Origin of the sequence: Proteiniclasticum sp. (genome assembly GCF_003514505.1) — a bacterium.
Taxonomy (GTDB): Bacteria; Bacillota; Clostridia; order Clostridiales; family Clostridiaceae; genus Proteiniclasticum.
The window spans coordinates 52,422-72,493 of sequence record NZ_DOPX01000027.1; the positions used below are offsets into that span (position 1 = coordinate 52,422).

Annotated in this window: 22 protein-coding genes and 1 pseudogene; 1 reads left to right on the plus strand and 22 read right to left on the minus strand. The window is 43.6% G+C overall.

The features are described from left to right. Nucleotides 1-57 precede the first annotated feature (57 nt). From DEF30_RS09680 to DEF30_RS09700, 5 genes and pseudogenes are all read right to left on the minus strand, one after another. Nucleotides 58-450: pseudogene (locus DEF30_RS09680) on the minus strand (DUF1801 domain-containing protein); the annotation flags it as partial. 9 nt (nt 451-459) lie between these two features. Next, nucleotides 460-870 (minus strand): VOC family protein, encoded by a 411-nt coding sequence (locus tag DEF30_RS09685; RefSeq protein ID WP_074912261.1) that lies wholly within the window; start codon nt 868-870, stop codon nt 460-462. Between the two features lie 30 nt (nt 871-900). Next, nucleotides 901-1,212, minus strand: coding sequence for a YciI family protein (locus DEF30_RS09690; RefSeq protein ID WP_294098741.1), 312 nt, complete (start codon nt 1,210-1,212; stop codon nt 901-903). Nucleotides 1,213-1,247: 35 nt separating this feature from the next. Beyond that, the gene (locus tag DEF30_RS09695) at nt 1,248-1,703 is read right to left on the minus strand and encodes a DUF3795 domain-containing protein (RefSeq protein ID WP_294098744.1); all 456 of its coding nucleotides are present in this window, start codon (nt 1,701-1,703) and stop codon (nt 1,248-1,250) included. 72 nt (nt 1,704-1,775) lie between these two features. Next, the gene (locus DEF30_RS09700) at nt 1,776-2,183 is read right to left on the minus strand and encodes a DUF1801 domain-containing protein (RefSeq protein WP_294098747.1); all 408 of its coding nucleotides are present in this window, start codon (nt 2,181-2,183) and stop codon (nt 1,776-1,778) included. Between the two features lie 212 nt (nt 2,184-2,395). On the opposite strand from DEF30_RS09700, the gene DEF30_RS09705 reads away from it, so the two are divergent. After that, entirely contained in the window at nt 2,396-3,841 is a 1,446-nt protein-coding gene (locus tag DEF30_RS09705; protein ID WP_294098750.1) for a helix-turn-helix domain-containing protein, read from the plus strand. A 46-nt stretch (nt 3,842-3,887) separates the two neighbouring features. Here the strand turns inward: DEF30_RS09705 and DEF30_RS09710 are convergent, their stop codons facing one another. The 17 genes from DEF30_RS09710 to DEF30_RS09790 form a co-directional block, all read right to left on the minus strand. Further along, nucleotides 3,888-5,069: an anti sigma factor C-terminal domain-containing protein gene (locus DEF30_RS09710; protein ID WP_294098751.1), complete on the minus strand. Its 1,182-nt coding sequence runs from the start codon at nt 5,067-5,069 to the stop codon at nt 3,888-3,890. Further along, on the minus strand, nt 5,053-5,538 hold the full coding sequence (locus DEF30_RS09715) for a sigma-70 family RNA polymerase sigma factor (RefSeq protein ID WP_294098752.1): 486 nt from the start codon (nt 5,536-5,538) through the stop codon (nt 5,053-5,055). The genes DEF30_RS09710 and DEF30_RS09715 overlap by 17 nt, the downstream gene beginning before the upstream one ends. Nucleotides 5,539-5,591: 53 nt before the next feature. Continuing rightward, nucleotides 5,592-5,867, minus strand: a complete 276-nt coding sequence (locus tag DEF30_RS09720; protein WP_074912268.1) for a hypothetical protein — start codon at nt 5,865-5,867, stop codon at nt 5,592-5,594. 131 nt (nt 5,868-5,998) lie between these two features. After that, the gene (locus tag DEF30_RS09725; RefSeq protein WP_294098754.1) at nt 5,999-8,002 is read right to left on the minus strand and encodes a methyl-accepting chemotaxis protein; all 2,004 of its coding nucleotides are present in this window, start codon (nt 8,000-8,002) and stop codon (nt 5,999-6,001) included. Nucleotides 8,003-8,348: 346 nt separating this feature from the next. After that, a complete protein-coding gene (locus DEF30_RS09730) occupies nt 8,349-9,047 on the minus strand; it encodes a GTP pyrophosphokinase family protein (RefSeq protein ID WP_294098756.1) in 699 nt (232 codons plus the stop codon). A 104-nt stretch (nt 9,048-9,151) separates the two neighbouring features. Further along, complete coding sequence (locus DEF30_RS09735) at nt 9,152-11,398, minus strand: bifunctional diguanylate cyclase/phosphodiesterase (protein ID WP_294098758.1); 2,247 nt, start codon at nt 11,396-11,398, stop codon at nt 9,152-9,154. Between the two features lie 273 nt (nt 11,399-11,671). Beyond that, nucleotides 11,672-12,736, minus strand: a complete 1,065-nt coding sequence (locus tag DEF30_RS09740; RefSeq protein WP_294098759.1) for an EAL domain-containing protein — start codon at nt 12,734-12,736, stop codon at nt 11,672-11,674. A gap of 217 nt (nt 12,737-12,953) precedes the next feature. After that, complete coding sequence (locus DEF30_RS09745; protein WP_294098762.1) at nt 12,954-13,391, minus strand: shikimate kinase; 438 nt, start codon at nt 13,389-13,391, stop codon at nt 12,954-12,956. A 57-nt stretch (nt 13,392-13,448) separates the two neighbouring features. Next, entirely contained in the window at nt 13,449-13,997 is a 549-nt protein-coding gene (locus DEF30_RS09750) for a dihydrofolate reductase family protein (RefSeq protein WP_294098764.1), read from the minus strand. Nucleotides 13,998-14,032: 35 nt separating this feature from the next. Beyond that, a complete protein-coding gene (locus DEF30_RS09755) occupies nt 14,033-15,013 on the minus strand; it encodes a serine hydrolase domain-containing protein (RefSeq protein ID WP_294098766.1) in 981 nt (326 codons plus the stop codon). A gap of 175 nt (nt 15,014-15,188) precedes the next feature. Continuing rightward, a complete protein-coding gene (locus DEF30_RS09760) occupies nt 15,189-16,052 on the minus strand; it encodes an AraC family transcriptional regulator (RefSeq protein WP_294098769.1) in 864 nt (287 codons plus the stop codon). 169 nt (nt 16,053-16,221) lie between these two features. Continuing rightward, nucleotides 16,222-16,455 (minus strand): heavy-metal-associated domain-containing protein, encoded by a 234-nt coding sequence (locus DEF30_RS09765; protein WP_031574516.1) that lies wholly within the window; start codon nt 16,453-16,455, stop codon nt 16,222-16,224. A gap of 69 nt (nt 16,456-16,524) precedes the next feature. After that, nucleotides 16,525-18,429: a heavy metal translocating P-type ATPase gene (locus DEF30_RS09770; protein ID WP_294098775.1), complete on the minus strand. Its 1,905-nt coding sequence runs from the start codon at nt 18,427-18,429 to the stop codon at nt 16,525-16,527. Between the two features lie 23 nt (nt 18,430-18,452). Next, entirely contained in the window at nt 18,453-18,764 is a 312-nt protein-coding gene (locus DEF30_RS09775; protein WP_031574522.1) for a hypothetical protein, read from the minus strand. A gap of 178 nt (nt 18,765-18,942) precedes the next feature. Next, complete coding sequence (locus DEF30_RS09780) at nt 18,943-19,329, minus strand: hypothetical protein (protein ID WP_294098779.1); 387 nt, start codon at nt 19,327-19,329, stop codon at nt 18,943-18,945. Then, nucleotides 19,322-19,753, minus strand: coding sequence for an NAD(+)--rifampin ADP-ribosyltransferase (gene arr, locus DEF30_RS09785; protein WP_294098781.1), 432 nt, complete (start codon nt 19,751-19,753; stop codon nt 19,322-19,324). The genes DEF30_RS09780 and arr overlap by 8 nt, the downstream gene beginning before the upstream one ends. Nucleotides 19,754-19,790: 37 nt before the next feature. Then, entirely contained in the window at nt 19,791-19,940 is a 150-nt protein-coding gene (locus tag DEF30_RS09790) for a hypothetical protein (RefSeq protein WP_294098782.1), read from the minus strand. Between the last annotated feature and the right edge of the window lie 132 nt (nt 19,941-20,072).

Here is a 20,072-nt window from a genome sequence, read left to right on the forward strand (position 1 = left end):
TTCCCATAGAATTTTCTCATAGGATTCCACATAGGATTCCGGTGTCCATTTTTTAAAAAGCTTTGCCAGAAGACCGTAAGGAATATGCTCTGGATTCTTCAGGCGGATACAGCTTTTTCCCATATCGAGCTTCGTTGGCACCTCTTTCTTGTATTCTTCCTCAAACCAAAGAGTAGCCTCTTTGTCTCCGTATAGCCCCATATGATAGAGGGCAATATGACCTTTCTGGACTGCCAATGAGATAAAAGGAAGAGGCTCTCCTTTTTTCACATGATACCCCTTCTCATATAAAGAAAGTGGCACCACATAAGAAATCATACCTTCCCCATACCTCATTTCAAAACCTGTGGGAAGATTCTCTTCTGCCGTTTTTAAGATTTTTTCTAAAGCGTCTCTTGTCTCTCTTGGAAGATCCTTATAAAATTCTTGTTCATCCTTAGTTCTATTCATTATTCACCCCTACTCTTCATGATTGAACTGCCAGCTGACACCAAACTGATCGATGGCAGCGCCATAGCACTTGCTCCAGAAGGTCTCCTGCAGATCCATCTCAACCCGCCCGCCTTCTTTGATCTTATGGAACTGGGCTTTCAGCTCCTCCATATCCTTGGACGTCACCATAATACTGACATTTTCTCCCACAGTCACAGGACTGCCTGGAAAAGCATCTGAAAACATGATGAGGTCTCCCGAAATCCTCATACTGGTATGCATAATGAGTTTTTTCTCTTCTTCACTCAAGGGATAGTCACTGCTTGGGTGATCTCCAAAGGTCATGATTTCATCTGAAACAGTCCCAAACACTTCACTATAGAACTCCACAGCTTCTCTGCAGTTGCCGTTAAAAATCAGATAAATACCTACAGCCATTTTTCTTCCTCCTTCCTTTTATATCATTCATTACGTTCTCATGAGCGCCACATGGTAAGGAAAAAGCTCCGCGCCCATGATGCCTGTGTAAACACCAGGATCCTCTTCCATCCGCTTTCTTGCTTCCATTTCATTTTCAGCTTCCAGAACGACAATACCAAAGGTCTTCTCATCCATTCCTTTGGTTTTGCCCGCAAGGATCAGAATACCCAGCTCTTTCAGTTTTTCCAGATAGGCAAAGTGCTGGTCCACCGCTCCATTCTCCTTCTCAGTCCAGTTTTCTTCAAGAAGCAGATCTTCTCTCGGTTTCAACACATAGATAAACTCCTGTTTAAGGTTCATGCCATGACTCTCCTTCGTTTATACTTCTCTAGTGATTATGTCTTATTTTCTCTGTTCCAGCAGTATTTCTTATTTTTCTGGAGAGTTTCCAGCTCACAAAAGAGGCATAATCCATTGTGAGCACACCTGAGCTCTCCACAGTTTGGGCAAATCCATTTCAGGTTCTGATTTTTTAAAAACGCCTCCATCCCCTCTACCCGGATCTCTTCCAGGTTTTCAAGCATACTCATATGATACTTTTCACGGTATCTCTTATCGAGAGCTCTCAAGTCTTTACAGGGATACTTCTCACATTGAAAACAAAACCTCACGAGGCCTTCCCCCAAAAGCCTGCATTTGTATCCCATATGAGTACAGTTTTTTCCTCTGGGAACACATCCGGGGCAGTAGGTTTTATGAAATCCTTCTTTATTCAGGTCTCCCTTGTAGAACTGATAATTGACACATAGACTGCAGTTCATGCCGCATGGAGCGATAAGCTCCTCTTTCATTTTTCTCCACCCCTTCAAGAAAGTAGATCACTGTAAGTCACCTGCCTCTTTATCGTCTGTTATAACAATCCTCTAGTGATGGTTTCCAGTCTCATGGCACCACCGGGTCATATCATAGATCAGCTTTTTATCAAGGGGCCTGTCATAGGGAAACTGAACCGCACCTTTACTGTAGGTCAGCCCTTCAAACCTTTCTTTAAAGTGTTCTATGGCCACAGGTCCCGGATACAGTCCCCAGTGGTTCTTAAAAGCGGCAAAATGGATGATGTCATGGGTTTTATAGAATGTTGGCATCTTCCAGGAAATTTTCTCATAAGCGCCTGGCACCGCAGATAAAATTGTTTCTCTGATTTCTCGAAGAAGAGGCTGAATCTCTTCCCTCTGAGAGAGAATGTAACTTTCTACTTCCTTTTTTTCCACTTCACAGACATGTCCTTTTTCCTTCTCATAGGCTGTTCCACATTTCTTACAAGTTTTCATACACTGCACATCCTTTTATCTAGTCAGGTCACTTGAGCATCTGTACTCTTTCAGCACACTTCTTATGCTCAATATACTGGAATCTGAAGGGACATTCAATGAAGCTTTCAACATACTAGAAGATGTTCTCAGAAAATTCAAATTCCGTCCAAGTAATGAGAATAAATGATATAATTCTAGTAATGTTCACGATATAGGAGGAGATCTGTATAATGAGAAAAATACTAGACACTGCCCACCAAAGGCGTATACGACTTTTGGAAATTCTCCTGTCAAAGAATGAGTACGTCACCATGGGTACTCTTGCCAAGGAAGTGGAAGCCAGCGAACGGACCGTGGCGGAAGACCTCACCCAGCTGAAAGTAAAGTACAGTGATGAGCTTCATATGGAGATCTCCAGGAAAAATGGAGTTAGGCTCATCCACCCGAATATTGCCAGCGTTAGTCTTATATTCCGTGACACCTTCCAGGAGTCTGTAGCCCTCATGTGGCTGAAAGAGCTGCTCCTTCATCCCTATCAGTCTATGGAATACTATGAAGAAAAACTCTTTGCCAGTAAATCCACACTGCTGAGGATGATGCCTAGAATCAACCATTTTCTTGATGACTATGATATGAGATTTGAAGTCAAAGGTGGCCTCTACCGTATCCTTGCCAAGGATGAAGGATTTCTTCGGGACTTCTACGCCAGTTTTCTCCTCGAACTCTATGGGTTGAATCTCAAAGAGTATGACATTTCTTTAGATCTTTCTGTTCTTTCAAAAATCACCTTGGCCAATCTAAAAAACGCAGTCCCAAAAGAGCATCTTGCCTGGATAGCCCAAGATGACCTTTCCCTCGTTTATCGGATGATGTTTTACCTGGTCTCTCTCATACGCGAAGAGCATGGTTTTTCCATGAAGTCCGAGTATCCTCTGGAATTGGAGCTCGATTCGGAAGATTTTGCTGCCCTTAAACAGCACTTCCCAAGAGTGACCAGGGAAAATCTCCGTGGTATCCATGAGTATCTTTATCTTCAGCAAAACGGCTTCCATAGTGAGCAAGAGAAGCAGCAGGTAACAACAGAAGTTTTAAGATTCATTGACAGGTTCACCCAAAGATTGAACTACCCCACCTCATCGGAACAAAAAGACCGGTTCCTCTTTGTTGTTCTCAGCATCTATTTTAAAGTAAAGCAAAGAACAAAAGACACTTCCCTTCTCTTTGACAGAGTCTACTATTTTTCTGAAAGCTTGAGCAGGGAAAATCCTTTCCTCTATACTGTGGTAAAAGAGGAGCTGGGTACCCTATCCCACAATCTGGAGTTTGACCTAACAGAAAATCTGCACAACATCCTCTTCTGGCTGCTTCTTGTAGAGCCTTCTCTGGCAGGAGTTTCCAGAAGAAAAACTGCTCTTCTCCTTTCTGATTTTGGTACCCCTCACAAGCTTTTTCTCAAGAACAGATTGGAGCATTTCTTCAGCCGCAGCACCCTTGAACTCTTGGTGGATCTTCCCATGGATTTTTCACTTCCGGATGCGTCTGCTTTGAAAAAATACGATATCATTCTCACTACATTGCCAGATACTACTCTTCCTCATCCCTTCGTACAAGTCATTGGAGACCTCTGCTCCATGGAGGATTGTTTTGAAATTTACGAAAAACTGAAAGATAGCTGAAAAGAAGGGGCATTTGTCTCCTTCTTTTCTATTGTCTCATATTTCATCATGGTCCCAGGACCTTCATTTCTTTGATTTCCATCCACTCCACTGCTTCATCCTCCAAAAGGACAAGAAGATCCTCCACCGTTCCTTCAAGAAGCACCCCATAGGAGTGTACACCATATTCTTCTACGTAAGCTGCAGATGCTTCCAGGACTTCAGACTCTTTCAGCCTTTCGAAAAGAACTGAAATCTCACTTTTCCGATCCAGTGCAAAGTACAGCAGAGCTTTATAATGCTTTTCATAACCTTCCGCTTCCAGTGAAGCCCCATCTTGGCTTCTTTCTCCTGGCTGAACCAGCCATTCCAGAAGATGAAGCCCAGGGTATTCTTTCAGCAAGGTCTCATCTGCGAAAAGATGAGCGCTTCTTCTGCTTCCCAGAGGAGAAAATCCTGTGATGAGGGAGGGTGTCTGGACTCCCTGTCCGTTTTCAACCGCCACCCACTGCAGGCAGATATCCTCATACTTTGTCTGGAACTCCCTCAGCTCTTCCATGGAGAGACTATTCTTAAAAAGAACTGAAACACTGCCATAGTTTGTGCTGGCGAGACCAGATAGCAGTTCATGGATATCTTCTCTTTGCTTTCTGGACTCCTTCTCTTCTCTCATGATCTCAAGCGGTGTGATAAATAACGGCTCTCTGTCATAAAGAGAATTCAGTGTTTCTACCACACTGCCCCGCACTACTTTATTCTCTGTAACAAGAGAGTTCTGATGAAACAGATCTGTTATGCTGTATCTCATCTGATAACTGCCAAATCCTTTGGATTCCACATAGACTGAACTGGATGCATATTCCGGCATGGTCAGTTCAGAAAGAACCGCAAGATCTAGAGACACATCTCTCTCCACAGAGCTTAGGCTTTCATTCATGGGGTTATAATAGAGGGTAGATACCAGAGGTGACAGCCCATAGAAAATCAGTCCCAGTAGAAGCAGTGAAAGCAGTGCCCCTTTCAGCATGACCTCCCGTAATCTCTTTTTTACAAGTTTCTCCACAGCTAGCGCCTCTTTTTTTACCGGTTCACCCGTCTCCTCTTCCGCATCCGTATCACGAAACTCGTCTTCCAAATACTGGGAAAGTGCCTCAAAGCGTTCCAGCTCCTCTTCCACCTGCTGCCTTTCCTCAACTGTGGCAGCTCCCTCTTTATACTTAGTGAACAACTCTTTATAGCTTTTCTTCATTTTCAAGACTCCCTTTCAGTTTATTCCGTGCCCGCATAAGCTTCATCTTCACTCCGGGTTCTGTAGCTCCTTTCATTCGAGCAATCTCTCTTACAGAGAAATTGGAGAAGTAGTATAGAACAAGCAGTTCACTATACTCTTCTGGAAGGAGAAGAATTTTCTCATAAAGAACCATTCGTTGCTCTGTCTTTAGAAGCTGCGTCAATGGAGACTCTTCCACAGGAACCTCTATACTTTCTATAAGCACCCATGGTTTCTTTCTTTTCTCATCAATGTATAGATTTTTGAGAACTAGAAACAGCCAGTATTTCAGCTTTTCTTCCTTCATGTCAAAGCTCACAAAAGCTCTGTAGAATGTTTCGCTGGTCAGATCCTTCGCCTGCTCCTCATTTCTGCACAGAGAATGGGCATATAAGTAGAGTTCACGATAATGCATCCCGTAGATTTTTTCCATATCCTTCTTCTGCACAGCAACACATCCTCTCACCCTATATACGTTCTAAATCTGAAAAGGTAACGCTCTTACTTCGGATTCTTTATAGAATCCTCTGCTTTCGTAAGATCAAACCTGAGATCGCCCACTTCTTTTCTCAGCTCCTTTATTTTCTGTAAATCCTCTTCTTTGGAAAACGGGTGTCCATTTCTTTCAGCTTCTTCTGCAATCTGAAGCGCAGCAACCTTGGAGAGTTTTTCCATATAACTATCAACTATATCTACATAATTCACTTCTCCACTCTTCACGGACTCCTCCACCTTTCTCATCATTTCCTCGAGATAGTTCTCTATATTCCTGTTCATCTCGTAACCTTCTTTCATCAGTGTTTTCTACTCTAGTTTACGTGAACTCTAAAACGGATGCCATAGTCTTCTAAAAAAGAGTAAAGGAGAAATCTGAAGACTTCTCCTTTACTGCACTTGATTTCTATTTCTTATGCTTTCAGCTTGCTGAGTTCTGTCTGAATCTTGGAAATCTCCTTATTGAGAGCTTCCATCTCCTCTCCAATCTCTGTTATGCTTGCATACTGCTCTTCTGAAGAGGCACTGATCTCTTCTGTAGATGCCGCCGCTTCCTCACTGACTGCCGCCATGGACTCTAAAGAGACAATGAGCTCATTTTTCAGTGTATCGATGGTTCGGGTTTCTTCTATGAACGTCGTGAGGATCGATTCCAAGGCATGGACATTCTGATCCACCTCGTCAAAGACCACCACGGTTTCATCAAGGCTTCCCTTGGCTGAGTCCACAGAGCTTTGGGTTTCTTCCACAGTTTTTGTAGTGATACTCACAACAGACACGATATTGTGGATGATGCTGTTGATTTCTTCTGCAGATCCTGAAGACTGCTCCGCAAGCTTTCTGATTTCCTCTGCCACCACTGAAAAACCACGGCCCGCTTCTCCAGCTCTAGCTGCCTCAATGGACGCATTCAGTGCCAGAAGGTTCGTCTGGTCCGCAATGCCTTTGATGGTGCCAAGAATGTTCTCGATGGATTTGGAGCTTCTTCTCAGCTCCTCCACATTGGCTGCCACTTCTCCCGTGTTTTCCACGGTCTTTCGGAAGACTTCCTGCAGGCTGCCAATTTTTCCTCTGCCTTCTGTGTTGGAACGGACCATCGCCCCTGATATCTCCTGGGCCTCAGAAAGACGTCCAGTGATCTTCTGGATGCTCTTTCCAAGATCCTGTCCTGCAGAAAGTCTTTCATTGACTCCTGTAGCTGTCTCCATGGCCCCTTCAGCAATCTCCTCCACAGCCTTGGTCACTTCTCTGCTTGCAGAAAGGAGTCCTTCCACATTGTTCATGACATTGTCTGACGCGCTGGTCACCGAAGCGAAACTTGAAACGGTTCCTTTGATGAGCCTTCGGATGTTTTCCGTCATAAGACCAAACTGTATGCTGGCAAGACCGATCTCATCTTTAGACTTGTAACCCATCTCCGCAGTAAAATCTCCCTGTCCTACTCTCTCCATGGCTTTCTCCATGAGTCCCAGAGGCTTTGTCACCCATCTGCTGAGAACCAAAGAAATAACCGCAAGAAGAATCCCGATGGATAATACCACTGCAACGATATTATTGATGAGATTGTTTCTTGTGATGGTCATAATTTCGGCTCGTGGATAGGTCACAAGGTAGGTTCTTTCTTCTACCTCCTTCGCCATAGCATAAAACGGCTTATCCCCTACAGTCACCTCATGCAGCGTATCTTTTTCTGACAGAACAGGTGCCATCCATGGATTATCGGAAGAAGTCTTGCCCACGAAGCTTTCATCCTTGTCATATAGAATGACTCCGTTCTGATCTAGAATCACAGCAAATCCACCATTGCCGATATCAAGGGCTGCGATGGTGCTCTGTAAATCCAAGGCCTTCAGAAGTTCCTGCACTGCTTTTGGCTCCAGCCCAATCTGCACCACACCAGGAGCATCTACTCTGGAAACACCGATGTACTGGAATAATGTGCCATCGGTTCCACGCTCTGTCGGTTCCTGTGCAAGGCTTCCTCCATTCATATCAATCAGTGTCAAAAACGGTTTTGTCTGATCTGAGCCCGCAAAGTCAAAGCCATAGAAATCACTGATATTTCCATACTGCAGTACTCCATTTTCGTCTGTGATGTGTATCTCGTCGACACCCAGTGCTTTCGCCAAAGTAACCAGTTTCTCCTGTTCCAGATAGTCTGGATTAGACGCAATGATCTCCGCTACGGTTCTGGTTAAGGCGATATTTTTATCGTTCAGCGCATTTTTCGTGATTTCTACCACTTCATCCGCCGAAATATGTTCGTTTTCAAGATTCTCAATCTGATCCTCCAGCTGCATGACGATGACCTTCTCCAAGGATCTGCTGGTGGAAATCATGCTCACTAGAGCCTGGGCTCCTATGGCCAGAACAATGATGATGCTTGTGACAAATACAATTTTCCCTTTTAACTTCATCAGAAATTTTCTCCTTCGTATACTAGAATGAGCTACCAAAACTGGTGCAATGGTCTTTCTAAGAATCCACGCTGATTCTTATTCTCTGTCTTTCCCTGCTGTCCCGTTCCGTCCTTACTCCCCCCAAAAAATTCCAACTTCACTTCTTTAACTCCGTCCAGTGAAATCAGGTGATATCATCTTTTTCGGCATATTTCACCTGATATTAAGTCTTCACTTGTGTATAATTTAGTGACACTGCTCTCACTTTCTGCGGCCTTCACTTATTTTCAGCATGAAAACAAAAAAATAGAAGCACTCCTGTGACACACGGGAATGCTTCATATTCCTATTATGATTTTTACTTCTAAGGCTCCAGATGCTTTTGCTTTTCTACACTCTTTCTGATGGCATCCATACGTAGGTCAAGATCAGCGCTGATCCTTGCGCACTCCGTGAGTTCCTCCGCCATTTCCTTGGTGAAGTAGCTGTTTTTCTTATACCTCAGCTGATGTTCAAGAGATGCCCAGAAATCCATGGCGATGGTTCTCAGCTGCACTTCCACCTTCATCATTTTCTTTTCCTTGGCAAGAAAGATCGGAATCCCGACAATCAAATGAAGACTTCTGTAGCCATTGGGCTTTGGATTCTTGATATAGTCTTTTTCTTCCAGAAGCACCAGATCATCCTGGCGGATGAGTGCATCTCTCATGGCATAGACATCCTCTGGAAAAGAACAGATGACCCTGACCCCTGCTACATCCATGAGATGCTCTTCGATATTCTCCATGGACAGAGGATGACCTTTTCTCTCCAGCTTTCCGATGATGGACGGCATGGATTTCAGTCTTTTCTTGATGCTGCTGATGGGATTATGGTCCATTTCCCAAGAGAATTCCTCATTAAGGACATTCAGCTTGGTCTCAATCTCCATCATGGCACAGCGGTAATAAGACATGAGCCTTGCTACTTCTTTAGACTTTTTTTGCACCCAGATCAGTGTGTCCTCATCGATCCTCTTTATATATTTCTCCATTTCACTGAGTTCATTATTTGCAATCCGCATCCGTTTTCTCCTTTTGATCTATTCATAATGAATATTATATGCTAAAAAGCTAAAATTAGATTAAAGCAGACACATGCAGCTGAAAAGGGATCTTTTATTTCATCCTAGACCCCTTGCAGAAATAAAATGGCATCATTCTGAGAGAGCGGTTTACTGATATAGTATCCCTGAACCACATCACAGTGATACTTTTTGAGATAATCCATCTGTTTTCTTTCCTCCACCCCTTCAGCCACAGCCTGGAGTCCTAATTTATGGGCCATGGAAATGATATCCGCTGTGATGAGCTTGTCCTCTCCGTGGTCCACAATTTTATCGATAAAGTATTTGTCAATCTTCACAATATCAATGTTCATATCCCTCAATCTGGAGAGAGAAGAAAATCCTGTGCCGAAGTCATCCAGAGAGATGCGTATACCTTTATCTTTGATCTGCTGCAATTTTCTATTCACCAGCTCATAGTTGCTGAGAAGTACCGATTCGGTAATCTCCAATTCCAGGCATTGCGGCCTGATGTCAGAGATTTTCAGGATATTTTGAAAATCAGTGAGAAATGTCTCCCGAAGAAGCTGGATTCCAGATACATTCACCGATACGATGAGATCCTCATAACCATTCTCTTTCAGCCTCGTCAAAAACTGCCCTGTTTTCCAGAAAATCAGATTCCCCAGCTCATAAATCAGGTGACGCTCTTCCGCTATGCTGATAAATTCCAGGGGAGAAATAAATCCTGCCCCTTCCACATGGAGCCTGGCTAAAGCTTCAAATCCTATAACCGCATTCGTCTCAAGATTCAGCTTCGGCTGATAAGCAAGGAAAAACTGTTCATCATCAGGATTCATGATACATTCACGAAGCGCTTTTTCGATCCGGTCCTGCCTTTTCAGCTGGTCCTCCATGGTTTCCTCATAAAATGAAATAGCAAACTGCTCATTGTGGTTGATTCCAGATAACGCCAAAGCAGCATCTTGAATCATCTTATCGGATGTATTTTTCTGATTCTTATTCTCCACAATACTGAGCTCCATGGAAAGGAACTGACTGCCTGCTGCAGTAGAGATGGGATGTTTAAAAAGATTCAGAACTTCTTCCCCCAGTTCTCTCAGCTGGTTCTTATCTTTATAATCCCCAACCACCACCGCAAACCGGTCTCCATCAAACCGGAAAATTTTACGGTTTTTTCCAGTGATGTCTCCCAGCTTCTTCGCCATCTCCTTCAGGATATCATTGCCATAGCGGTATCCATAGGTCATGTTGAGCACTTTAAAGTTATTGCAGTTCAGCATCATCAGTGCCACTTTTTTTTGCTTTCCGTGGGTGAGAAGTTCTTCCAAATGATCTTCCAGATAGGTCTGATTGGGAAGTCCTGTAAGTTCATCGTAAAAAGCCAGCTGCACATTTCTCTTATTCTTCCGATAGCCGTAGTACATGATTGAAAAAAGCATGATAGATACCACCGCGAACTTCACGACGCCCTGAAAGATGATTCCTCTGATCTCAGCGCTGCTTTCCGCAGTTTCCCAATACACTGCCAGAACGCCATAGTTGTAGCCATTTCTTTTTACTGGAACACAGACTCTGAATACTTCCTGTTTTTTTAGGACCGTTCGCTCTGTGTGGATCTCCCCTGTGGCAAGTGTCTTCAAAAACTGATTTTCTTCTGCTTGACGACCGATGTATTCTTTAAGGCTGCTTGCTTCCACGGTCAGATCGCTGCTGATGAACATCAGATTGTGGATGTAATCATAATCTGCCAGCTGATCGATCATTCTCTGCACCGTGAACCTATCCAGGAAATACCGGATCTTATCTGTATGGATCCCGATTTGAATAAAACTTCCATCAGTATCTCTAATGTAGGCGTATTTGTAGTAATTCTCGCTTTCTGAATCTTTTCGGATGTCCTCCACAAGATATTTTGCGCCACTTTTCATAAAGGCATCTACAGGATGTCCCTCATAGGCTTTCCATCCCACATATTTATTTCCTTTACTATAGATGATTTCTCCTGATGGATTATATAAATGAATCTCATCCACTTGAAAGCGCTCTCCAATTTCTGTGAGTTTATCGCTGTCCTTGCGGTCTTCCAGTATAAGAATGGCTTCACTTACAATCTGAAGTTTATCTTCCAGCAGCTGTTCTATGATCTCTTGAGCATCGCTGGCATTGAGTAAGGATGAGGTATACCTGTCTGTGATTGCCAAAGCATACTGTTCCAGTTCCTCATTCATCCCGGTCACTCTCTGCATGACATCCCGGTACATAAAGACAGAAAACAGAGCAAGTATGACGGCAAAAGGTATCGCAAAATACCGTAAGTCCAGATTTTTGATTCTGCTTTTCTTCAAACTTTGCTCCTTCCTGAGCTCAATCAGCCCAGATTCATTCTTACAGCACCTTGAGAACAGTGTTCATACTCCTTGAAGGCCATTCCTTTTGGTAATCAATCGTTATCCACTAAAGTCTATCAGATATATTTGTCAATGGTCAATCAATCTTTTTGCTTATTGTGACTTTATATACAATTTGTGCTATATGAAAGAGGAATGCCCTAGCGAAAACCTTCTCAAATGCCATACTAAAAAAGCACTGGCATAAAAACCCGTGCTTTTCCTATCATTTTATAAGTTCGTGAGAACTATGTTCTCCAAAAGGTCTTCCTGCGGCTTACCAAAATAGTATCCTTGACAAAGATCTACGCCTACACTTTTCAGGTATTCATATTCTTCATGACACTCAATGCCTTCCGCCAATATTTTTGCTCCAATTCTTCTGGCATTTACGACAAACTCATCCAGCACTTTCTGATTCTTAAGGTCCTCATGAATGTTCCTGATCACATCCATATCAATCTTCATATAATTGGGTTTCAGGTTCAGAAGTGTTTCAATGTTCGAATATCCACTGCCGATGTCATCCAGTGCCGTGGAATATCCTCTATTACGGTAATAATCAAGAATTCTGTTGAGATGAAGAAAATCATCGACTCTTTCTGACTCCACCACTTCAAATACTACCTGGTCGGGTGAAAGTCCCACCTCACTTAGAGTTTTCGCCGTGGACTGAAGGCAGAGGGAAGGTTCATAGATGGCTGTTGGGATAAAATTAATAAAGAGCTTCTTGGTAAGATTCAGTTTAGCAGCTGCTCGGATGGACGCTTCTCTGCAGACCTTGTCCAGATTGAAGAGAAGATCCATGGCTTTTGCTTCAGAGAAGAGTTTCCCAGGATTCATCAGAAGTCCATCCTTCTGAACCCCTCGGCTGAGGGCTTCATAGCCATAGATTTCTCCCGTCTCCACCTCAATGATGGGCTGAAACAGGGTACGGATTCTTTTTTCTTGGATGATGGAGAGCACTTCCTTATTGCTCTCCAGTCTTTCCCATTCTTCGAGACTTCTGTAGTTTTTAAGATCGCAGAAGCTCAAAGATTTTCCATGGGGGATCTTGAGAATTCTCACATCCTTTTTCTCCACGGAATTAAATACCGAAGCGGCAAGATAGGAAATGAGTGCATCTCCTTCCAGCTTCTCTATGAAGTAGCCTTCTTCCATCTTCTCAAACATCAGACCTTTTTTCGCTAGAGATTTTTCGAACCCTTCCACATGATGGTCTGTGGGGAGCGTAATATAATAATCTTGTACATGATGATCAAATATTGGTATGGATTCACATCTTTTACACGGCATAAGGCTCTCCTTATATAGACTAGAATTTTGCTTCTCTTATTTCTATCGGTAACTTCACAATACAATTTATACTTAACTCAGATTTCTCCAAAGAACGTGGCTAAAAACATTCCCTAAATTTTTCAAGGAGCATTTCTTTTATGCCTAGAGCGACCTCATCCTCTGGCCGATTGTTCATAAAGTACTTCAGTTCTATCTTTTTATGGATGTTCTTATACTATGTGATGTCCTTTTGAATGTCCATAAGATACTCTTTCTTCCATGCATTTTTATAGGCATCATCTTTGTAGGTGACGTCATTTTCATCAGAGAAGACCATCCTTTCAAAGATGTGCTCTTTGGTATCCTGAAGCTCAATGGGAACAAGCCCAGGAAGCCTCATCACCGGGGCGATGGAGCGGTAATAGTAGATGGGGCTCATGGCAATGACCATTTGGTCCTTTCCTCGCCAGATCTCTTCCCTTACTATTTCACCTCGAATACGATCTCGCTCGTTTCTATATGGAAACTGGTTTTGAAACTCTTCTATCGAAATCTCATACCTTTTTCTGATGGACTCATCAACGTCCACAAACTGATACCCTAGAAGCTTAGCAAGATTCCTTGCGGTAGTTGTCTTTCCGACGTTTGAAACACCAAAGAGGACAATCATCATATTACACCTCATAGTCCCGAAGTCCGGGATTCATTAGGGACTTTCTTATGAAAAACTTCATTTTTCATAAATCAGCTGCACAACTCCGGAGGGAAAAGACTTGGTTTCTTTCAGCTGCAGATTCTTCCGCTCCATAAGACTTGTAAAAAGAGGCTTTCCACTTCCCAGCAGCACCGGATGCACAGAGAGTCTGTACTCATCCACAAGATCTTCTTTCATAAATGCCTCAATGAGGCTGGCGCCTCCATAAAGCCACAGATCCTTCCCTGGCTCCAGCAAAAGCTTCTCCACTTCTTCCTTCAGATTTTCAGATATGATCCTTGCATCATCTAGGCCTGACAGACTTCTGGAAAACACGACTTTATTCTTGCTGTTCATGGTTACCATCATGGATCTGTCTTCTTCAGAAAGAAATGGATTTCTTAGAAACTGAAGAAACAGCTCATAAGACTTTCTGCCAAAAAGAATCGAATCCACTCTTTCCAAAAACTGGTCAAAAGCCATCTCTTCTTCCATGATGCACCAGTCAATCTCTCCATGAGGTCCCTCAATATAACCATCCAGTGATACTGCAAGATCTAAAAGAACTTTACGTTTCGTACTCATAAGATTCCTCCTGTTTATTCGAATTAAGACGTCAACTATTTACGGAGCTCATTCCTGATATCATCATGAAGGGTCTCCGCATCGTATTCCACATTGGAGAGTATGGTGATGATGCGTTCTTCCTTCAGATCAAAGGAAGTGTAGAAATTCACCCCGGGGTCACTCCCCTGAAAACAGGGTGTATCCGAATCAAGGATCCACAGCCCGTACCCATAGAAGGAGGCTTTGCCCTGAGGCTTTTTCATCTCATGAAACATCTCTTTTGATATGATCTTTCCCGATGCCAGTGCTTTCCAGAACTTCTCAACATCTTCTGCTGTAGTGAATGCGCCGCCAGCCCCTGTTCCTTTCACATCCACAGAATAAATGTTGTTTCTGTAGTCTCCCCGGGCCTCATCATAGATATAGGCATAGGCACATCTTGCAGGGAGCCTGTCCATCTCAAAGTAGCCTGTATCTTTCATCCCCGCAGGATCAAAGATTTTTTCCTGAAGGTATACATCAAAAGGAACATTTTTCAGAGCTTCTATCAGCAATCCCAGCATCACATAGCCAGAATTGTTATACTGAAACTTTTCTCCTCTTTCATACATCATTGGCTTGTCGATGAAAAGAGGAAGAAGATCTTTGGAGGTTCTGATACGGTAGTTCGGCACCTCCACCCACAAGTCCTCATAGTTCTCCATCACATACTCATCAAAGTAGTCGGGAATGCCGGAGGTATGGGTCAGAAGCTCATAAACTGTAACCTTTTTATCTATATCCTGGAGATCAAAATCCAGCACGTCACCAAGCGCAGTCTCAAAGTTCAAACTCCCCTCTTCAATAAGCTTCAGAATTGCAGCCGCCACAAAGGCTTTTCCAGCAGAAGCGGTCTCAAATCTTGTATCAACAGTATTTGGGATTTCATTGGCACGGTCTCTATAGCCAAAGGCCTTCTGGTAGATGATCTTATCTTTTTCCACCACAGATATCACGCCAGAGAAGTCTTTGCCGATGTTCTTTTCAATATCCATACGCTAACTCCCTTCCAGGTCCTGACTGATATGAATCAGTTCGGAGACACTATCATTTCTATTCTCTTATTGTAGCTTTTATTCAGAAGAAAAAACAGAATATCACTGAAAAAAGTACCGGTCTCCCATGGGAAAACCGGTATCTTAGCGTTATTTGGATTGTTGTGATTTCATCTCACTTTTCCACTGCAATCCAAATCTCCTGTTTTTTCTCTGCCAGATAGCATTCTATGACAGGAAGATCTGCCAGACGAAAGCCGGACTGAGGCAGCCATTCTCTATAAAACTCCCTGTACTTTTCCTGAATCGCCTGTGGCAGCTCTCCATCTGCTGTAAATATCACCCAGGAGGCCGACGGGTAAAACCTTTTTTCTAATCCTTCTGGAGCTTCACTTCTACTTTTCATATTCTCCTCATCCATGGTCACACCCAGGATGTATTCCATGCTGTCGCTTTCACCCCATTTCCCACCGGCTGCAATGCCAAGATACCCTTCCGGCTTCAGTCCACTGTACCACTCATTCAGCTTTTCCATGGTTCCATCCTTCCAGGCACAAGCCCAGATTTCAGGCACTTTCAAAAAAGCTTCCTCTGTTCTCATTGGATGCACTGATCCCAGCACAGTAAAGGCTGGTCTTTCTTCCACTTGATAGTTCATATTCTTTCCTCCTTGCATCTGTATGGTGAACGTAAGTCTCGGGCAAGACTGAAGAAAAGCTCCACCTTTCCGAACTTTAGAGGGAAGGATCCCATGGTATGTCCGAAAAGCTCTGCTGAATGCATCTTGAGACTCATACCCGTATTTCAGCGCAAGATCAAGAATTCTCCCCTCTCCCTTCAAAAGATCAAATGCCGCCTGAGTCAGTCTTCTGTTTCTCACATAGTCACGAAAAGACTGCTCCGCCAAGTAAGAAAACACCCTCAGAAACTGATCTTCACTGCATCCAGCGAGCCTTGCTGCTGTATCAGCTGTAATGCTGTTTTCCAGATTCTCTTCCACATACTGAAGCACTTCATTCATTCTGCCAATCCAATCCATTTGCCACCTCTACTGCTAGTTTACTCGTAATCATCATCTGAAGCTCGACTTTAGGAGCCTGAGATTGTCGGTTTCTTCCTTTTTAGTGTAACATGGACCTTTTCCAGACTGAAGAGGAGTAAAAAGAAAAGCACCTGAATCAGATGCTTTCACTTTCCTGGATATGAGGTTAGGCTTCTTTTTCCTGGGATTTTAAAACGTCATACCCAAGTTTCACAATGGCTTTTTCCACATCATAAAGACTGACCTTCTCTTCATCGAAATCAAATTTCACTTTACTTGAGTTGAAGGATATTTTTAATGTGTCTTCCTGGATGCCATCCATTTTCTTCACGGCACCTTCAATCTTCTGGATACAGGAAGGACAGGTTAGGGTTTCCAGCTGCATAGTTCCTTTTTTCATGGGGGTTCACTCCTCTTTTTTCTTTGTCTTTATACTATCTCTTTTACACGGGTTCGTACTTGATGCAAATCAAGTTCCATAGGATTCTTTCGGCATTATTTTTCTTTTTGATTCAGCTTTGGGAGAGAATAGGGAAAACTTCAGAAGTCTCATGCCATTTAGAATCACCACCAGGATACTTGCTTCGTGGACCAGCATACCGATGGACATATTCATCCATTCACTGAAGAACAAGCTGAACAGAAGAACCAGTACCACACCTACTGCAATGGCAATATTCTGCTTCATATTTCTGGCTGTGGCTTTGGTAAGCCCCAGGGCATGGGGAAGCTTTCCAAAGTCTCCATTCATCAGTACCACATCAGAAGTTTCAATGGCCACATCTGTTCCGCTGCCCATGGCGATGCCAATCTCAGCAAGTGCTAGAGATGGACTGTCATTGACCCCATCCCCCACAAACGCCACCACGTGACCTTCCTCTTGAAGCTTCTTAATATAGGCGGATTTGTCCTCCGGCAGCATATGTCCAAAGGCTTTGGTAAGCCCCAGTTCTTCTGCCACCACATCCACAGTGCCCTGATGGTCTCCCGAAAGAAGAACCAGCTCTTTCACCCCAAGCTTCCTGAGTTTTTTAAGATCCTCTTTCACTCCAGGTCTCACCTGATCCCGGACACCAATCGCTGATTCCAGCACGCCATCCACTGAGGTCAGTACCAGTGAATCCCCTCGTCTTTCATACTGATGGATGATTTCAAGAGATTTTTCAGGAAATGCAACCTGGTTTTCTTCCATAAGGTACAGATTTCCCACAAGAACCTGTCTTCCTTCCACTTTGGCTGCGATTCCGCCGCCCTTCATCACTTCTGTTTCACTTACCGTATAAGCATCCGTGATGCCAATATGTTCCACCACAGCCTTTGCCAGGGGGTGGTCAGACTCTCTTTCCACGCTGGATAAATACTTCAGGGTTTCTTTCTCATCCTTTCCAAAATAAGCATGGTCTGACACCTTAGGATGTCCCACGGTCAATGTACCAGTTTTATCAAAAACCATCACATCCACCCTGCTGAAATCCTGGATCACTTCACTGCCCTTGAGTAAAATACCGTTCTTTGCACCATTGCCGATGCCTGCGACGTTGGAGACGGGTACACCGATGACCAGAGCACCTGGACATCCCAATACCAAAATGGTGATGGAAAGCTCCACATTCCGGGTCAGAGCAAATACAATCGCGGACAAGAGAAGCACCAGCGGAGTATAATACTTGGAGAATCTGTCAATGAACCGTTCCGCTTCAGATTTCGCATCCTGAGCCTCTTCCACCAGTTCTATGATTCTGCCAAAGGTCGTATCTTCTCCCACTCTGTCTGCGACAATCTGAATGGTTCCATTTTCCAGGATGGTTCCTGCATAGACCTTTGAGCCCTGCTTCTTCTCCACAGGAAGAGACTCTCCGGTGATGCTCGCCTCACTTACATATCCTTCACCAGACAGCACTCTGCCGTCCACCGGAACTTTGGCACCGGTCTTCACCAAAAGGACATCCTCCACATCCACTTCCTCCACGTCCACCTCAAGAAAGGAACCATCCTGCTGTCTCTTTAAAGCACTTTCCGGTGCCATCTCAGTCAGTTCTTTGATGGCAGACCTGGTCTTATTGAGCGTACGCTGCTCAAGATAGGCTCCAAAGAGAAACAGGAACGTAACGATGGCTGACTCTTCCAGATTCTTTATGGCAAAAGCACCAAGAACTGCAATGGTCACCAGGACATCAATGCTCACAACCTTCACCTTCAGCGCCTGATAGGCCTGTATGGCAATGGGCAGAACACCAAGAATGGAAGCTGCCCCAAGGCCAGCCATGGCGAGCATCTCATTATGGAATAGAAATTCCCCCGCAAAGCCCAAAGCAATGAGGATTCCACTCATGACTAAAATACGGTTCTTACTTTTTAATATGATTCTTTGCATCCTATTTCCCACCTTTCACGGTTCTATTCCCGTTCACTGTCATAAGCCTTATCCATTTCTTCTAAGAGCCGATAGACAGCCTCATAACTTTCACAAACATCCTCAGGTACTTTGTAATGATCCGTGACCCCTCTCAGCTTCAAGAAATACTCTTCAAGGTCCTTGGTGCTTTCACCTGCTTGATTCATTTTGGAAAGCATTCCCTCAAACAGCTCCTTCACTTCGTTCATTTCAGGATGGTGTCCTCCATGAACTCTATTCACGATAGGAACATACTGTTTCAGTACTGGTACATTTTTTTCTGAGACTTCTACAAACTTCTTCTTTAGCATCATGATGATCTCACTGCTCCTCTATTTTTTATTTCATTCGGATCTGATGAGCTTAGTATAAATCCAATTCTCTCTTTATCACTTGACGCACATCAAGTTGTAAAACTATGGAAGAATAATTTTACAAAAAAAGATCCTGAGCCAGCAAAAGTTTTTCTTCCTTCTGTCAGCTCAGAATCTTCTATTTGATCATTCTATTCTCTCTTAAGTTCAGATGCTCTATACTGATGGTGATGGTTTTGATGAGTCTTTCCAGTCTTTTGGCTTGAGGTAAATGAGGCTTCGCTTTCTCCAGAGCTTTCTCAGATTTTCTGATGATGGAAGCTAAGGGCTCCAGAATGCTCTCCATACTTTTCTTCGGCTCAGAACAGTTTCTATCCGGATTTGAAAGAACGTCATAAGAGACTTCAAGTGCCCGGATCTGATTCAGGAGCAGTGTATGCTGCGGACTCTTCTCTGGGAACTTTGGCAGCATTTTCCTGCAGTTTTCTGTAAGCGCATGGAGATGCTTTCTTGCATCTTCCAACTCTTCCTCATGATACTTAATCCCTTCCTTGATGTTACTCATTGATGGCCTCAATCCCCTGATTCTTCAGCTCCCTCAGATGACTCCTCATTCTCTCAAGATCTTCTTCTGAATGTCCCTGAAACCCCTTCACTTCCCCAAGTACACGAAGCGCCCCTTCGGTGCGGTAGGATCTCGTTGGATTGCCAGGAAACCTTTTATCCGTCAGATTCGGATCATTCTCAAAGTCTCCTGAAGGCTCCACAAGATACATCCTGCCTTCTGACTCTCCCTGTGCCAGTTCAGCGCCCCATATGGCCGCATCCATGGTTGCAGTAAAATAGATGAACTTTGCAGTTTTGCCTGAACCGTAATTGCTGGAAAATCCTGGAACCAATAGATCTCCAGCCTTAAGCTCCGCTTTTGTCCCATGATAGAACGGACCTTCATCAAGAACGTTCTTTCTCGTATTTGTGTAATCAGCCATAAGTAACCTGCCTTTCTTTTTATATCATCAATATTCTCTAATATGGATTCTGGTAGAAATAAGCCCATACCAAAATGGTTCCCAGAAGTCCCAGCGCTGAAAAAATAAGGACTGCTGGTCTTCTGGTTCTGATGCCATAGTAGATACCATAAGTGGAGCACAAAACAAGAAAAACACCAAACAACATTTTCACTGCCCCCTTGCTTTGGAAATTCTTTCATTTTCTCCTATCTTTCTCACTATACAGGCTTCTTCTTTACAGGAATTGTGCCAGAAAGCCCATACCGAGCTTGCCTGGCTTCAGCCGTGGGATGAATGG

Excerpts from the sequence above, each read along its gene's own strand:
- DEF30_RS09745 (WP_294098762.1), bottom strand. The coding sequence starts at position 13,391 with ATGATGATTGTCCTCTTTGGTGTTTCAAACGTCGGAAAGACAACTACC.
- DEF30_RS09695 (WP_294098744.1), bottom strand. The coding sequence starts at position 1,703 with ATGAAAGAGGAGCTTATCGCTCCATGCGGCATGAACTGCAGTCTATGT.
- DEF30_RS09685 (WP_074912261.1), bottom strand. The coding sequence starts at position 870 with ATGGCTGTAGGTATTTATCTGATTTTTAACGGCAACTGCAGAGAAGCT.
- DEF30_RS09750 (WP_294098764.1), bottom strand. The coding sequence starts at position 13,997 with ATGAGTACGAAACGTAAAGTTCTTTTAGATCTTGCAGTATCACTGGAT.
- DEF30_RS09765 (WP_031574516.1), bottom strand. The coding sequence starts at position 16,455 with ATGAAAAAAGGAACTATGCAGCTGGAAACCCTAACCTGTCCTTCCTGT.
- arr (WP_294098781.1), bottom strand. The coding sequence starts at position 19,753 with ATGGCTGATTACACAAATACGAGAAAGAACGTTCTTGATGAAGGTCCG.
- DEF30_RS09740 (WP_294098759.1), bottom strand. The coding sequence starts at position 12,736 with ATGCCGTGTAAAAGATGTGAATCCATACCAATATTTGATCATCATGTA.
- DEF30_RS09700 (WP_294098747.1), bottom strand. The coding sequence starts at position 2,183 with ATGAAAACTTGTAAGAAATGTGGAACAGCCTATGAGAAGGAAAAAGGA.
- DEF30_RS09730 (WP_294098756.1), bottom strand. The coding sequence starts at position 9,047 with ATGCGGATTGCAAATAATGAACTCAGTGAAATGGAGAAATATATAAAG.
- DEF30_RS09790 (WP_294098782.1), bottom strand. The coding sequence starts at position 19,940 with ATGTTGTTTGGTGTTTTTCTTGTTTTGTGCTCCACTTATGGTATCTAC.
- DEF30_RS09720 (WP_074912268.1), bottom strand. The coding sequence starts at position 5,867 with ATGAACAGGAATATAGAGAACTATCTCGAGGAAATGATGAGAAAGGTG.
- DEF30_RS09705 (WP_294098750.1), top strand. The coding sequence starts at position 2,396 with ATGAGAAAAATACTAGACACTGCCCACCAAAGGCGTATACGACTTTTG.
- DEF30_RS09710 (WP_294098751.1), bottom strand. The coding sequence starts at position 5,069 with ATGAAGAAAAGCTATAAAGAGTTGTTCACTAAGTATAAAGAGGGAGCT.
- DEF30_RS09770 (WP_294098775.1), bottom strand. The coding sequence starts at position 18,429 with ATGCAAAGAATCATATTAAAAAGTAAGAACCGTATTTTAGTCATGAGT.
- DEF30_RS09775 (WP_031574522.1), bottom strand. The coding sequence starts at position 18,764 with ATGATGCTAAAGAAGAAGTTTGTAGAAGTCTCAGAAAAAAATGTACCA.
- DEF30_RS09760 (WP_294098769.1), bottom strand. The coding sequence starts at position 16,052 with ATGGATTGGATTGGCAGAATGAATGAAGTGCTTCAGTATGTGGAAGAG.
- DEF30_RS09780 (WP_294098779.1), bottom strand. The coding sequence starts at position 19,329 with ATGAGTAACATCAAGGAAGGGATTAAGTATCATGAGGAAGAGTTGGAA.
- DEF30_RS09755 (WP_294098766.1), bottom strand. The coding sequence starts at position 15,013 with ATGGATATTGAAAAGAACATCGGCAAAGACTTCTCTGGCGTGATATCT.
- DEF30_RS09690 (WP_294098741.1), bottom strand. The coding sequence starts at position 1,212 with ATGAACCTTAAACAGGAGTTTATCTATGTGTTGAAACCGAGAGAAGAT.
- DEF30_RS09725 (WP_294098754.1), bottom strand. The coding sequence starts at position 8,002 with ATGAAGTTAAAAGGGAAAATTGTATTTGTCACAAGCATCATCATTGTT.